Origin of the sequence: Pseudomonas sp. JBR1 (assembly GCF_028198185.1) — a bacterium.
Lineage (GTDB): Bacteria > Pseudomonadota > Gammaproteobacteria > Pseudomonadales > Pseudomonadaceae > Chryseomonas > Chryseomonas oryzihabitans_E.
This window is the reverse complement of record NZ_CP116340.1, coordinates 2346461-2360444: the sequence shown is the minus strand read 5'-3', so window position 1 is coordinate 2360444 and position 13984 is coordinate 2346461. Positions and strand designations below refer to the sequence as shown.

The window sequence follows — 13984 nt, the reverse complement described above, 5'->3', positions numbered from 1 at the left end:
GTTCATCTGGAGCCCCCATGCCCCGTACCTTCACCCGCCTCGAAGCGGGCAATCCCGCCCATTACGGTGCCACCGTCGTCGACGGCGGGATCAACTTCGCCGTCTGGTCCCCTGCCGCCGAAGCCGTCGAACTCTGCCTCTACGATGCCAAGGGTGAGGCCGAGACCCAGCGCCTGGCCTTTCGCGAACATGAGGGCGGCGTCTGGCATGGTTTTCTACCTGGCGCCAAGCCAGGCCTGAGGTACGGCTTGCGCGCCCAGGGCGCCTATCGGCCCCAGGATGGGCTCAGATTCAATGCCCAAAAATTGCTGGTGGATCCCTGGGCCCTGGCGGTGGACCGGCCGTTCCAGCTGCACCCCAGTACCTATGGCTTCCACCCCGAAGACCCCAACCGCCCGGACGAGCGCGACAGCGGCGCCCATGTCCCCAAGGCCATCGTCCTGCCTTCGCTCGACGCCCTGACGCCCGCACCCAAGCGTCGCGACGCCGGGCTGATCTACGAGCTGCACGTCCGCGGTCAGACCCGGCTGCATCCCAAGGTTCCGACCCGTCAGCGTGGGACCCTGGCGGCGTTGCGGCATCCTGCGCTGATCGAGCATTGGCAGCGTCTCGGCGTCACCACCCTGGAACTGCTGCCCATCGCCGCCTGGGCCGACGACCGTCACCTGCCGGCCCTTGGGCTGGCCAATTACTGGGGCTACAACCCGGTGGTCATGGCCGCCGTCGATCCTCGCCTGGCCGGGCGCGATGCCCTGGGCGAATTGCGCGAGACCGTGGCCACCCTGCAGGCGGCCGGCTTCGAGGTGCTGCTCGACGTGGTCTTCAACCATACCGGCGAAGGGGATGAACTGGGCCCGACCTTCAACCTCCGTGGCCTGGACAACGCCGGCTACTACCGCCTGCAGCCAGACGATCCGGCCCGCTATATCAACGACATGGGTTGCGGCAACTGCCTGGCACTCTACAGCCCGCCGGCGCTGCGCCTGACCCTGGACAGCCTGCGCCACTGGGTCACCGCCGCCGGCGTTGACGGCTTCCGCTTCGACCTGGCACCGGCGCTGGGTCGCCTGGAAAGCGGTTTCGATCGTGACGCACCACTGCTCCAGGCGCTGGCCCAGGATCCGGTCCTGCGCCAGGTGCGACTGGTGGCCGAGCCCTGGGACATCGGCCCCGGTGGTCATCAGGTCGGTGCCTTCCGCGCGCCCTGGCAGGAGTGGAACGACGCCTTTCGTGATGACGTCCGCCGTTTCTGGCGCGGCGACGAAGGCCTGCGCGGTGCCCTGGCGACCCGTCTGGCCGGCAGTGCCGATCTGTTCGGCACGGGCGATCGCCCACTGCGCACCAGCGTCAACTTCATCACCGCCCACGACGGCTTCACCCTGGCCGACCTGGTCAGCTACGCCGAAAAGCACAACGACGCCAACGGCGAAGACAATCGCGACGGCACCACCGACAACAAGAGCTGGAACAACGGCGCGGAGGGCCCGAGCGACGATCCCGCCATCCAAGAGGCCCGTGCCGCCGATCAGCGCGCCCTGCTGGCGACCCTGATCCTCGCCGGGGGTGAACCCATGCTCACCGCTGGCGACGAATTCGGTCGTACCCAGCAGGGCAACAACAACGCCTACGTGCAGGACAACGAACTGTCCTGGCTGGATTGGCGGCAGGCCGCCAGCCCCGCCGGGCAACGGCAGAGCGCCTTCGTCGGCCGCCTCATGGCGCTACGCCAGGAATTGCCGGCCTTGCAGGCACAGCGGCTGCTGGGCCGCCCTGATTCCCGTGGTTGGGTGAGGATCGAATGGCTCGATGCCGATGGCGTGTCGATGGATGACGGTCGCTGGCAAGCCGGGGGCCGCTTGCCGCTTGCGCTCACCCTGGAATCCCTCGATGGCGAGGATCAGCCCGAGTCGGCGCGAATCTGGCTGGCCTTCCAGCCGCGCCAGGAGGAGATCGAGCTGCGTCTGCCCCCGTCACGTGACGGACATCACTGGGTGATACAGCTGGACAGCCGTCGGCCTGAACTGGAACCGGACTCGGCAGTCTATCCCAGCGCCGAAAACCTCCGTGTTGGCCGAGGCGTACTGCTGGCCGTGGAGACCCCGGACGCGCCCTAGGCGCCCGTTCCCGGTCGGTCGTCAGCGCTGATCGCTTTCTCACCTGGTCGAGGAAGCAGCAAATCGGCACTGGCTGGCAGACCCGGCCTGTCGGTCCGCTCTGCTTGAGACGGAGCTTGAGCTTTGGCGCTACACTCGCGCCCATCATTACAAGGAGCACCGCGATGTCCCGGATATCCCTCAGTCGTTACCTCATCGAGCAGACCCGCAGCCACAAGACCCCGGCCGACCTGCGCTTCCTCATCGAAGTCGTGGCACGGGCGTGCAAGCGCATCAGCTACGAGGTGTCCAAGGGGGCGCTGGGTGGCGTGCTCGGCAGCATGGGCACCGAGAACGTCCAGGGCGAGGTGCAGAAGAAGCTGGACGTGCTGTCCAACGAGATTCTGCTGGAAGCCAACGAGTGGGGCGGCACCCTGGCCGGCATGGCCTCCGAGGAAATGGACCAGGTTCACCAGATCCCCGGTCACTACCCCAAGGGCGCCTACCTGCTGATGTTCGACCCGCTGGACGGCTCGTCCAACATCGACGTCAACGTTTCCGTCGGCACCATCTTCTCCATCCTGCGCAAGGACTTCGTCAGCAGCACCACCGGTGATGTGACCGAAGAAGCCTTCATGCAAAAGGGTACCGAGCAGGTCGCTGCCGGCTACGCCATCTACGGTCCCCAGACCATGCTGGTGCTGACCCTGGGCGACGGCGTCAAGGGCTTCACCCTGGATCGCGAGCTGGGCAGCTTCGTCCTGACCCACGAAGACATCACCATTCCCGAGTCCACCGCCGAATTCGCCATCAACATGTCCAACCAGCGTCACTGGGAAGCCCCGGTCAAGCGCTACGTGGACGAGCTGCTGGCTGGCAAGGAAGGCCCCCTGGGCAAGAACTACAACATGCGCTGGATCGCCTCCATGGTGGCCGACGTCCATCGCATCCTTACCCGCGGCGGCATCTTCATGTACCCCCGCGATGCCCGTGAGCCGGAGAAGCCCGGCAAGCTGCGCCTGATGTACGAGGCCAACCCCATGTCCATGCTGGTCGAGCAGGCCGGTGGTGCCGCCACCAACGGTCACCAGCGCATCCTCGACGTCCAGCCCGACGGCCTGCACCAGCGCGTGGCCGTGTTCATGGGCTCCAAGGAAGAAGTCCAGCGCGTGACCGAGTACCACCGTCAGCGTTGATCCCTCCTGCCGGGCCGCCTGCAATGGGCGGTCCGGTTCGCTTGTCGCCTCACCCGTTCAGCTCCGATTCAGTCCCCTTAATCCGCTGCTAATCCGCGTCCGCCAAAGATGGCCGCGCAGCCGGTCGGGCTGTATTCGAATCGCGTGAGGATATTTTCACCATGAACGCCCTGAAATCCCGTGTTTTCCTCTTCGGCCTGCTGGCCCTGGCCAGCCACCAGGTTTTTGCCGCCGATACCCAGAATTTCGCCGGCCTCACCTATGGCAAGAGCTACGACAACTTCAGCAACAGCCACGCCCTCGATGGCAACCTGAACAGCCCTGACACCGATGGCGCCATCGATGGCAGCAACACCTGGGGGCTGCGCGTCGGTCAGCAGAACGCTGCCGGTCGCTACTACGCCACCCTCGACCAGGCGAGCGGCAGCAGCGATGGCCTAAGGCTGAAGCAGCAGGATCTCACGGGGAGCTACGATGCCTTCTACCCCCTGGGCAGCAGTACCAAGCTGTTCGGCGGTGGCACCCTGGGCATCGCCCGGGTCACCCAGGACGGCTCCAGTTTTGGACACGAGAGCGACACCGGCTATGTGGCCGGCGTCCAGGCGGGCATTCTGCAGCAGGTCAATGAGCGCACCTCCCTGGAAGCCGGCTACCGCTATCTGCGCAGCAACGCCAAGCCGGACATCGACCAGGACGGCGCCAAGCTCGGTTCCAGCCGGCTCGACAGCAGCAAGGAAATCTATGTGGGTATGAACGTCTATTTCTAAAGCGCCGCCGGGGCGACAGCGGTCGTCCCGGTCTTCTTCAGCCGTAGGGGTCCAGGCCCGAGAAAATTGCCACCAGCGCCACGGCGACCACGCCCAGAACGATCTCCGCGGCGGTGGCCCGGCGCAACAGCGTCAAGGCAGGCGCCTGCCGCCTCAGGCGGGGTACCAGCAGATAACGATTGGCCAGGGCCAGGGCAACCATCGCCGCCACCACCAGCACCTTGCCAAGCAGCAGGCCGGAGTAGGGCGTCAGCTGCAGCAGGCCATCCGGGCCCAGGATCAACAGGCTGTTGAAGGCACCGCTGAGCAGCGCCAGCGCCACGCTGATCTGACCGGGCAGGGAGTAGCTGCGCAGCAGCTGCTGAACGTCATCGCGCAGGGCGCTCGGCGGTCGCTGCAGACACAGCAGCACCCCGGGCAGACTGCCTAACCAGAGACCCGTGGTCAGCAGATGCAGCGCCTGATTCAGCTGATGCACTCCGCCAAGCCAGCCGGCCGTCGCGGCGGCATGGCCACCCAGGGCCAGACTGGCCAGCAGCAGGCCATTGAATCCCCACAGCCAGCGGCTGCCGCGGACCCATGGCCCCACTAGCAGCCACAGAGACAGCAACAAGCCCAGAGGCAGTTGCCAGCGCCAGCTGTGGCCGGCCGCCGTGCCCAGGTAGAGTTGCCACAAGGGCAGGTTGAAGGCATCTCCCCAGCCATCACCCACCAGCGCCGCCTGCAAGGGCAGCTGACTCAGTACCCCGAGGAGCAACAGCGCCCCCAGCAGACGGGCGCTGGCTCGCGCGCGTTCCAACAGCCAGGTGCGCAGTCTAGGGCGACCGAGCCAGAGCGCTAGCGCCAGATAGCCCCAGGCCAGCAGCAGCGGCAACAGGAAGAGGGCACGGGCGAGCGGACGCCAGGCGTCGGGCGTTGCCAGTCCGCCATCCATCGTTACTGGACGGTGAAGCGGTAGTCGCCCTGGGTCTTGTGCCCATCCTTGGCCAGTACGCGCCATTTCACCTGATAGCGGCCCGGCGCCAGCGGCGCCTCCAGCGGAACGTCCAGGGTGCGTTCGTCGCGGCCGGAAATGACCTTGCCCGTGGTGATGGCCGTGCTGGCCTGACCATCCAGACGTTGCAGCTGCACCTGGCTCAGGGACGCCTCGATGCCTTCGGAAAAGCTCAGGCTCAACTGTTTCGGCGCTTGGCTGGTGCTGTCGGGTGCAGGCTCGGCGGTCTTGAGATGACCATGGGCCAGGGCCAGCCCCGGCAACAGCAGGCAGGTCAGAGCGAGGCGACGAGCGTGACGCATGACAGCGGTCATGGAGATCTCCAGCGGCAGAAGGAAACCGCCAGCTTAGCAGTCCGTCCGGGCGGCGTCCGCGCCTGGAGCCTGTTCCGCGGCACGCGCCGCGCACTCGACGAAGGTCCGGGCGGTGCAGGTCCGGCAGACCTCCGGATCCAGACGTGGATAGATGCTGCGCAAGGCCTGATCCTTGGACGAGAAGACATGGCCTTCGCCCAGCTCCTTGAGAAAGCCGGTCTTGGCGAACAGCTGCAGCACTGGGGTACGAGGACGGTGGAAATAGAGATCGCCGCCCAGGGCCCGGCGCTCGCGCCACTCGCGGCGCCACAGGTCGTTACCGGCCAGGTCGATGAAGTTCATGCTCTTGGTCATGAACAACGCATGCTTCTGGCCGGGTTGGGCACTGCGAAAACCGTCCAACTGATCCCCGACATGGGGTACGGCGCCAAAGAATACCGAGCCCTCCACCCGCACCAGCTTGAGTTGCGGACACTCCTGCGCCGGCTGGCCCAGTTCGTCCAGCGGGGTGAAACGGCGCTCGGGCGTGCGCGGATCCGGTACCAGAGGACGAATGGCCGGATGCGAAGTGCGATAGAGATAGGCCACCAGGGAGACCAGGGTGCCCAGCAGCACGGCCCGGTCCAGGGCAATGGTCAGGGTCGCCAGAAAGGTCACTCCCGCGACCAGGGCCTCGGTGCGGCTGACCCTCAGGACCTCGCGCCAGCGCCCCAGATCCAGCAGGCCGCGCGCCACCAGTAGCAGGGTAGCGGCGATGGCTGCCAGGGGAATGGCGGCGATCAAGGCACCCCCGAAGGCCACCAGGGCCACCACCAGCAGGGCAGCGAACACCGCCGCCAGTGGGGTGCGGGCGCCGGCTTCGAAATTGGGCATGGAGCGGTTCAGCGAGCCGCAGGAGACATAGGCCGAAAAGCAGCCGCCCACCAGGTTGGCCAGGCCCTGGCCACGGAATTCACGATTGACGTCCAGCCGCTGCCCGGAGCGCTGGGCCACCGCTTTGGCGATCGACAGCGACTGCCCCAGTGCCACCAGCGTCAGGGCCACGGCGATCCCGGAAAGATTGCCCAGGTCCTGCAGGGTGACGTTGGGCAGATGAAAGGGCGGCAGCGCCGAAGGAATGCGGCCGACCGTGGCGATCCCCTGGGCCGCACCCGGCACGCTGCGCTCCAGCACCCAGGCGCTCAGGCAGCCGGCCAGCAGGCCCAGCAGCATGGTCGGCCAGCGCGGGCGCAGCCGGCGCAGCAGCAGGGTGGCGACCAGGGTCACCACACCGATCATCAGTGAGGGCCAATGGATCGCCAGGGGATGAGCGAGCACGTAACCGAGCACGCCGAAAGCCGAGGTGCCCAGCGGCGGCGACAGCCCGAACAGGTCCTTGAGCGAATAGAGCCCGATAAGCACGGCGGCACCACTCATGAAGCCAAGCAGCACCGAGGGTGAGATGAAGTTGGCCACCGCGCCGAGCCGCAGGGCGCCCACGGTCAATTGCAGGAGACCGACCAGCAGGGTCACCGCGAGGGCGAGATCGATATAGGGGCCAGAGCCGGCTAGCGCCAGTGGCGACAGCGCCGCCAGCAGGGCCAGGGAGTTGGCATTGGTTGGCCCGGTCACCACATGGCGACTGGAGCCCGCCAGGGCAGCAACGATGCAGGGCACCACAGCGCCATAGACGCCATATTGCGGTGGCAGTCCGGCCAGGGTGGCAAAGGCGACGCCCTGGGGCAGTGCCAGGACCGCCCCCAGCAGACCCGCACCCAGATCCGCCTTCAGGGTGGTGCGGTCCACCTCACGGAGCCAGGGCAGCAGGGTCGAAAGGGCGGGCATGGAGCGCTCCTGGGATAAGGGTCGCCCACTCTACCGATTCCGGTTGCCAGTGGGCTACCTGAGTCCCGCCGTCTCCGGTTGCCCCCACGACATCGGTAGCGTGTTCATTTCTTCACCAGTCGCCGCCAGCCCGGTCTCTGTGGCGTTCTCGTGACTTCATGCACGGGTTATCCACATCACTGTACACGGTCCCTGTGGGTAACCTGAGCGACTAGCCGTCGTGGCTGTTGGCGGCGATCCGATGGATCGACAGGTCGGCGCCCTGGTATTCCTCTTCCTGACTCAGGCGCAGTCCCAGCACGGCCTTGAGCAGCCCGTACACCGCCAGGCCACCAAGCAGGGCAACGGTAATACCCAGCGCGGTGCCGGCCAGCTGCGCCAGCAGGCTCACACCGCCCAGACCTCCAAGCGCGGTCTGGCCGAACAGGCCGCAGGCGATGCCGCCCCAGGCACCGCAGAGGCCGTGCAGCGGCCAGACCCCCAGGACGTCGTCCAGCTTCCAGCGTGTCTGCACTGCGGTAAAGGCCCAGACGAACAGGGCTCCCGCGACCAGGCCGGTCCCCAGCGCGGCGATGGGGTGCATCAGATCGGAACCGGCACAGATGGCGACCAGCCCGGCCAGAGGGCCGTTGTGCAGGAAGCCAGGGTCATTGCGTCCCAGCAGCAGGGCGGCAGCCGTCCCGCCGACCATGGCCATCAGCGAGTTCAGCGCCACCAGACCGCTGACGCCCGCCAGGCTCTGGGCGCTCATCACGTTGAAGCCGAACCAGCCGACGATCAGGATCCAGGAACCCAGCGCCAGGAAGGGAATGTTCGAAGGCGGAAAGGCCACCAGTCGGCCTTCGCGATAGCGGCCCTGGCGCGGGCCCAGCAACATCACCGCGGCCAGCGCCAGCCAGCCACCCACCGCATGCACCACCACGGAGCCGGCGAAGTCATGGAAACGTGCGCCGAACAGCCTCTCGAAGTGGTCTTGCAGCCTCAGGTTGTTGTTCCACATCAGGCCCTCGAAGCAGGGATAGACGAAGGCCACGATCAGCGCGGTGGCGCACAGCTGTGGCACGAAGCGCGCCCGCTCGGCGATGCCGCCGGAGATGATCGCCGGAATGGCCGCGGCGAAGGTCGCCAGGAAAAAGAACTTCACCAGTCCATAGCCACTGTCGGCGGTCAGCACCTGGGCCGGAGCGAAGAAGGTCACGCCATAGGCGATCCAGTAGCCGACGAAGAAGTACACCAGGGTGGAAATGGCGAAGTCGGCGAGGATCTTGGACAGGGCATTCACCTGGTTCTTGTGCCGCACGGTACCGGCTTCGAGAAAGGCGAAGCCGGCGTGCATGGCCAGCACCATCACGGCGCCGAGCAGGAGGAAGAGGGTATTGGCACTGTGGACCAGGGTCGCCACGGCAGAAGGCAATTCGTTCATCAGGGCAGTCGTCTGAAAGGGTTGCACCAAAAACATGCCTGGCGGCTGCTTGGTGCGCGCTTTTGGGGCGCGTGGCAGCTCTCGGCAGGTTCAGTCTTGCCGCCAGGCGAAACGCAACGTGGATTTGGCGCAGGGATGCGCCGGGGCGGTGCGAAACGGAAGGGCGTGCACCAGCAGACAGCAAAGGTCGTGCCGCTAGAGCGAGCGCAGGACGATACGACCGCTGCTCAGATTGGTCAGCAGCGTCGCCACTTCATCCCGACGCTGTGGCTCCACCGCAATCCGCAGGGCGATCTCCAGCGCCTGGTAATCCTCTTCGAGCACCAGCACCGCCAGGCCCGCCAGGCGCGCCTTGATCAGCGGCCATTCCGCATAGGTGCAGGCAAAGCCATAGTCCTGCCGCACCACTAGCGGCTGCTTGTCCGCCTGCTGTAGACAGCGGGCGGCGCAACCGCCATAGGCCCGTACCAGGCCGCCGGTACCCAGCTTGATGCCGCCGTACCAGCGGATGACCACCACTACCACCTGGTCGCAATCCTGCCCTTCGATGGCGGCCAGAATGGGCCGGCCAGCCGTACCTCCGGGTTCGCCATCGTCATTGAAACGGTATTGATTGCCGAGCCTCCAGGCCCAGCAGTTGTGGGTCGCGGTCGGCACGCTCACGCGCTCGATGAAGGCCATGGCCGCTTCCGCAGTCGCGACTGGGGCGGCGAGGGCGAGGAAACGGCTCTTGCGTACCTCTTCTTCGAAAGAGGCGTCCTGAGTCAGGGTAAAAGTCATGGTGCCTTGAGACCCAGTCCCTTGAGGATGATATGGGTGAGGGTCTGGGCCGCCTCGTCGAAATCCCGTCGGGTCAGGCGCGCGTGCCCCGTCACCTGACAGATCTGACTGGCGAAGTCGGCATAGTGCTGGGTGCTACTCCACAGCATAAAGATCAGATGGACCGGATCCACCGGATCTAGCTTGCCGGCGGCGATCCAGGCCTCGAACACTGCCGCCCGGCTGCGAAACCAGGTCTGGTAGTCCTGATCGAAATACTCGTACAGGCAGTGGCCACCGCCGATGATCTCCATGGCGAAGATCCGCGAGGCCAGCGGTTGGCGTCGCGAGAATTCCAGCTTGGCGCGAATATAACGGCTCAGGGCCTCGGCCGGATCGTCATCGACGGTCAGGTGGTTGAAGGTGCTGTCCCAGAGCTCGAGGATATTGCCCAGCACCGCCATATAGAGGCCGAGCTTGTTGGTGAAGTAGTAATGGAGATTGGCCTTGGGCAGCCCGACACGTTGCGCGATGGTGTTCATGCTGGTGCCCCTGAAGCCATGGCGGGCGAATTCCTCCTCCGCCGCGCTCAGGATCGCCTCCTCATTCTTCTGCCGGATGCGTCCGGCCGGCTTGTCCTGGCCAGCATGGTGCGCGGGTACGAGTAGGGTCATTGGCCACTGCAAGGTCTGAAGGCACGGACGGGCATCAATAGCGCACCCCCGACCCGCGACACAAGTCGTCCCGGGTCAGAGCGTGCGGGGCGTCCTGGGCGGATCCGCCATCCCGCCTGGATCAGAACTGGTATTTGACCAGAAAACTGAAGACGCTCTGGTCGGTATGGAAGGCCTGGCTGTCCTTGATGCCGTACTTGTCCGACCAGTAATCGTATTCGGTACCCACATAGAGGTGCTTGGCGCCATAGCCCAGCGCCTTGCCCAGGTCATACTTGATCTGCGGATTGACGTGCAGGTTGGCGTGATAACTGCCTTTGTTGTTGATCACCCAGTCCACATAGCCGTCGATGAGCACATCCGAGTTTCCAACGGGAAGGGTATAGGCCCACACCGGCGTCACCTGCCAGGCACCGGAAGGCGCGCTGCCGCCATCGGGCTTGCGGTAGTAGAAGTTCAGCTGAAAATAGTCGAAGCCGGGTACCTTCAGGTCGAAGCCTGGGCCCACGAGATAGTTGCGCTGATCCCGTCCAGCGCCTGAGCCGTCGTTTTGGTCGTATTCCAGGGTGGTGGCCAGCAGCACATCGCTGATCGGCCCCAGCGACAGGTCCCGGCCCGATAGCTTGCCAAAGGACAGACGCGGACTGAGTTCGCCATAGAAGCCGTGGTGGCCATCATTGGCATTGGTGGCCCCGTTGAACCAGATGCTGTCGACGAACAGGAAAAGGTCCCCCCAGGTCCAGGCGCTGGCATGTTCGAAGGTCACCGTCTGCTGGATGCGCGGATCGACCTTGAAGTCCTTGCCATATAGATAGGTGAGGCTTTCGCCGTGCCACAGCAATGGACTATCCGCCGCAATCGCCTGACTGCTCATGATGACGCTGCCTGCCAGGGCTGCAGCCGTGAAGCTCTTGTTCATTCGTTCTCCTGAAAGCGCACACACGAATCCCGATATCCGCTACCGATTCGTACAGGGGCGCGCATTCTAGGAGTTTTCCCTGTCCTGGCTAGACCTCTTATCGATAAGGACAGAGGATTGGCCAGGTGCGCCTGGCTAGCAGGGCGCTGCAGGAGTGTTAAGGTTGGGCTTCATCAGCAGGAATACGATATGAAGCGAGTTGCAGGTTGTCTGCTCGGTTTTCTCTTCGGCATGGCTGAGGTGCAGGCGCAGGTACCACCCGCCACCAGTGGTGCCGCGCCCGGTATCCTCATGATCACGCGCGGCGATACCTATTCCGCCTCCGGATGTGATGTCGGGGTGAGAGTGCAGGGTCGACTCATGGGAACGCTGATGCCCGGGCAAAGCGCCTCCTACAATCTGCCACCGGGAGAGGTCGTCGTCAGTCTGACGTCGGCAGGGCAGGGCTACTGCGCTGCGCCCATGGCGACCACTCCTTCCCAGTCCATCTTGCTGGCGCCTGGTGAGATCAAGCAGTACCGCATCGTGGCCACCGAGGGTGGCTATTACCTGGCACCCATGCCCCTGTATTGAAATAGTTTGAAATTAGCTGTTGACGCCCTCTGAAACTCGCCTATAATGCGCCCCACTTCCGGCGCAGATGCTGAAGCGGCTTGAAAATCAAGCACTTAGGTCTGAGTCGGGCGAGGGGTCTACGGAGTCCTCGCCGCTAGGTTAACGCCTCCGGGCGATAACAGAGTGAAACGGAGGGGTTGACAGCGTCTCAGGATGCTGTAGGATTCGCCTCCCGCTGCCGAGATTGGTTGAACCAGTCAGGCAAGCGCAAGTGGTTGAGTTGAAACGAAAAAGTTCAAATCAACGCTTGACAGGATGTGAGGCTAGCGTAGAATGCGCGCCTCGGTTAGCGACACGGTCGCAACCACTGCTCTTTAACAAGTTGAATCAAGCAATTCGTGTGGGTGCTTGTGAGATAAGTCTGATGTCGCAAGATTATCAGCAACACAAGTAACTCGTGAATTCATGAGTTTTTTGCGATTGCTGAGCCAAGTTTAGGGTTTTCTCAAAACCCGATCAGTCTACTTAACTGAAGAGTTTGATCATGGCTCAGATTGAACGCTGGCGGCAGGCCTAACACATGCAAGTCGAGCGGATGAAGGGAGCTTGCTCTCTGATTCAGCGGCGGACGGGTGAGTAATGCCTAGGAATCTGCCTAGTAGTGGGGGACAACGTTTCGAAAGGAACGCTAATACCGCATACGTCCTACGGGAGAAAGTGGGGGATCTTCGGACCTCACGCTATTAGATGAGCCTAGGTCGGATTAGCTAGTTGGTAGGGTAACGGCCTACCAAGGCGACGATCCGTAACTGGTCTGAGAGGATGATCAGTCACACTGGAACTGAGACACGGTCCAGACTCCTACGGGAGGCAGCAGTGGGGAATATTGGACAATGGGCGAAAGCCTGATCCAGCCATGCCGCGTGTGTGAAGAAGGCCCTCGGGTCGTAAAGCACTTTAAGTTGGGAGGAAGGGCTCATAGCGAATACCTGTGAGTTTTGACGTTACCAACAGAATAAGCACCGGCTAACTTCGTGCCAGCAGCCGCGGTAATACGAAGGGTGCAAGCGTTAATCGGAATTACTGGGCGTAAAGCGCGCGTAGGTGGCTTGATAAGTTGGATGTGAAATCCCCGGGCTCAACCTGGGAACTGCATCCAAAACTGTCTGGCTAGAGTGTGGTAGAGGGTAGTGGAATTTCCAGTGTAGCGGTGAAATGCGTAGATATTGGAAGGAACACCAGTGGCGAAGGCGACTACCTGGACTAACACTGACACTGAGGTGCGAAAGCGTGGGGAGCAAACAGGATTAGATACCCTGGTAGTCCACGCCGTAAACGATGTCAACTAGCCGTTGGGATCCTTGAGATCTTAGTGGCGCAGCTAACGCATTAAGTTGACCGCCTGGGGAGTACGGCCGCAAGGTTAAAACTCAAATGAATTGACGGGGGCCCGCACAAGCGGTGGAGCATGTGGTTTAATTCGAAGCAACGCGAAGAACCTTACCTGGCCTTGACATGCTGAGAACTTTCCAGAGATGGATTGGTGCCTTCGGGAACTCAGACACAGGTGCTGCATGGCTGTCGTCAGCTCGTGTCGTGAGATGTTGGGTTAAGTCCCGTAACGAGCGCAACCCTTGTCCTTAGTTACCAGCACGTTATGGTGGGCACTCTAAGGAGACTGCCGGTGACAAACCGGAGGAAGGTGGGGATGACGTCAAGTCATCATGGCCCTTACGGCCAGGGCTACACACGTGCTACAATGGTCGGTACAAAGGGTTGCCAAGCCGCGAGGTGGAGCTAATCCCATAAAACCGATCGTAGTCCGGATCGCAGTCTGCAACTCGACTGCGTGAAGTCGGAATCGCTAGTAATCGTGAATCAGAACGTCACGGTGAATACGTTCCCGGGCCTTGTACACACCGCCCGTCACACCATGGGAGTGGGTTGCTCCAGAAGTAGCTAGTCTAACCTTCGGGAGGACGGTTACCACGGAGTGATTCATGACTGGGGTGAAGTCGTAACAAGGTAGCCGTAGGGGAACCTGCGGCTGGATCACCTCCTTAATCGAAAGATGTCAGCTTGCTGGCAAGCACCCACACGAATTGCTTGATTCACTGATAGAAGAGCAATTGAGTTAGTTAGACTCAAGGTAAGACGATTGGGTCTGTAGCTCAGTTGGTTAGAGCGCACCCCTGATAAGGGTGAGGTCGGCAGTTCGAATCTGCCCAGACCCACCAATCGATGGGGCCATAGCTCAGCTGGGAGAGCGCCTGCCTTGCACGCAGGAGGTCAGGAGTTCGATCCTCCTTGGCTCCACCATCTCCACCTACCGCTAACGCAATTGCTTGAAAAGCTCAGAAGTGAGTGTTCGCTAAAGCGAATCCTGACTTCTGGTCTTTGATCAGAACTGTTCTTTAAAAAATTGGGAAAGTGATAGAAGTAGACTGCATTAACTGTTTTCACTGG

11 protein-coding genes, 2 tRNA genes and 1 rRNA gene are annotated in these 13984 nt (G+C 63.0%); 7 read left to right on the top strand and 7 right to left on the bottom strand.

What is annotated here, in order from left to right:
• Nucleotides 1–17: 17 nt before the first annotated feature.
• The 3 genes from glgX (at nt 18) to PJ259_RS10925 (ending at nt 4056) form a co-directional block, all read left to right on the top strand.
• A complete protein-coding gene (gene glgX / locus PJ259_RS10935; RefSeq protein ID WP_271655759.1) occupies nt 18–2114 on the top strand; it encodes a glycogen debranching protein GlgX in 2097 nt (698 codons plus the stop codon).
• A 164-nt stretch (nt 2115–2278) separates the two neighbouring features.
• Entirely contained in the window at nt 2279–3289 is a 1011-nt protein-coding gene (locus PJ259_RS10930; RefSeq protein WP_059315932.1) for a class 1 fructose-bisphosphatase, read from the top strand.
• Nucleotides 3290–3450: 161 nt separating this feature from the next.
• Complete coding sequence (locus PJ259_RS10925) at nt 3451–4056, top strand: outer membrane protein (protein WP_271655758.1); 606 nt, start codon at nt 3451–3453, stop codon at nt 4054–4056.
• Between the two features lie 37 nt (nt 4057–4093).
• On the opposite strand, the gene copD is transcribed toward PJ259_RS10925, so the two are convergent.
• The 7 genes from copD to PJ259_RS10890 all read right to left on the bottom strand — a co-directional run bounded on the left by copD (nt 4094) and on the right by PJ259_RS10890 (nt 10963).
• Complete coding sequence (gene copD / locus PJ259_RS10920; RefSeq protein ID WP_271655757.1) at nt 4094–4990, bottom strand: copper homeostasis membrane protein CopD; 897 nt, start codon at nt 4988–4990, stop codon at nt 4094–4096.
• A 2-nt stretch (nt 4991–4992) separates the two neighbouring features.
• Complete coding sequence (gene copC, locus PJ259_RS10915; protein ID WP_271655756.1) at nt 4993–5364, bottom strand: copper homeostasis periplasmic binding protein CopC; 372 nt, start codon at nt 5362–5364, stop codon at nt 4993–4995.
• A 33-nt stretch (nt 5365–5397) separates the two neighbouring features.
• Nucleotides 5398–7188, bottom strand: a complete 1791-nt coding sequence (locus PJ259_RS10910) for a SulP family inorganic anion transporter (protein ID WP_271655755.1) — start codon at nt 7186–7188, stop codon at nt 5398–5400.
• 211 nt (nt 7189–7399) lie between these two features.
• Complete coding sequence (locus PJ259_RS10905; RefSeq protein WP_271655754.1) at nt 7400–8611, bottom strand: ammonium transporter; 1212 nt, start codon at nt 8609–8611, stop codon at nt 7400–7402.
• 195 nt (nt 8612–8806) lie between these two features.
• Nucleotides 8807–9391 (bottom strand): IMPACT family protein, encoded by a 585-nt coding sequence (locus PJ259_RS10900; protein WP_271655753.1) that lies wholly within the window; start codon nt 9389–9391, stop codon nt 8807–8809.
• Nucleotides 9388–10044, bottom strand: coding sequence for a TetR/AcrR family transcriptional regulator (locus tag PJ259_RS10895; protein WP_271655752.1), 657 nt, complete (start codon nt 10042–10044; stop codon nt 9388–9390). The genes PJ259_RS10900 and PJ259_RS10895 overlap by 4 nt, the downstream gene beginning before the upstream one ends.
• Before the next feature lie 121 nt (nt 10045–10165).
• Nucleotides 10166–10963: an outer membrane protein OmpK gene (locus tag PJ259_RS10890; protein ID WP_271655751.1), complete on the bottom strand. Its 798-nt coding sequence runs from the start codon at nt 10961–10963 to the stop codon at nt 10166–10168.
• Nucleotides 10964–11152: 189 nt separating this feature from the next.
• Here PJ259_RS10890 and PJ259_RS10885 point away from each other — a divergent pair, with 189 nt between their 5' ends.
• The 4 genes from PJ259_RS10885 (at nt 11153) to PJ259_RS10870 (ending at nt 13837) form a co-directional block, all read left to right on the top strand.
• On the top strand, nt 11153–11536 hold the full coding sequence (locus tag PJ259_RS10885) for a hypothetical protein (RefSeq protein WP_059315924.1): 384 nt from the start codon (nt 11153–11155) through the stop codon (nt 11534–11536).
• 508 nt (nt 11537–12044) lie between these two features.
• Nucleotides 12045–13581: ribosomal RNA gene (locus tag PJ259_RS10880) — 16S ribosomal RNA — on the top strand.
• A 97-nt stretch (nt 13582–13678) separates the two neighbouring features.
• Nucleotides 13679–13755, top strand: a tRNA-Ile gene (locus tag PJ259_RS10875).
• Nucleotides 13756–13761: 6 nt separating this feature from the next.
• Nucleotides 13762–13837 (top strand) — tRNA-Ala (locus PJ259_RS10870).
• Nucleotides 13838–13984 lie beyond the last annotated feature (147 nt).

Excerpts from the sequence above, each read along its gene's own strand:
- PJ259_RS10925 (WP_271655758.1), top strand. The coding sequence starts at position 3,451 with ATGAACGCCCTGAAATCCCGTGTTTTCCTCTTCGGCCTGCTGGCCCTG.
- PJ259_RS10885 (WP_059315924.1), top strand. The coding sequence starts at position 11,153 with ATGAAGCGAGTTGCAGGTTGTCTGCTCGGTTTTCTCTTCGGCATGGCT.
- PJ259_RS10890 (WP_271655751.1), bottom strand. The coding sequence starts at position 10,963 with ATGAACAAGAGCTTCACGGCTGCAGCCCTGGCAGGCAGCGTCATCATG.
- PJ259_RS10895 (WP_271655752.1), bottom strand. The coding sequence starts at position 10,044 with ATGACCCTACTCGTACCCGCGCACCATGCTGGCCAGGACAAGCCGGCC.
- glgX (WP_271655759.1), top strand. The coding sequence starts at position 18 with ATGCCCCGTACCTTCACCCGCCTCGAAGCGGGCAATCCCGCCCATTAC.
- copD (WP_271655757.1), bottom strand. The coding sequence starts at position 4,990 with ATGGATGGCGGACTGGCAACGCCCGACGCCTGGCGTCCGCTCGCCCGT.
- PJ259_RS10930 (WP_059315932.1), top strand. The coding sequence starts at position 2,279 with ATGTCCCGGATATCCCTCAGTCGTTACCTCATCGAGCAGACCCGCAGC.
- PJ259_RS10900 (WP_271655753.1), bottom strand. The coding sequence starts at position 9,391 with ATGACTTTTACCCTGACTCAGGACGCCTCTTTCGAAGAAGAGGTACGC.
- PJ259_RS10905 (WP_271655754.1), bottom strand. The coding sequence starts at position 8,611 with ATGAACGAATTGCCTTCTGCCGTGGCGACCCTGGTCCACAGTGCCAAT.
- copC (WP_271655756.1), bottom strand. The coding sequence starts at position 5,364 with ATGACCGCTGTCATGCGTCACGCTCGTCGCCTCGCTCTGACCTGCCTG.
- PJ259_RS10910 (WP_271655755.1), bottom strand. The coding sequence starts at position 7,188 with ATGCCCGCCCTTTCGACCCTGCTGCCCTGGCTCCGTGAGGTGGACCGC.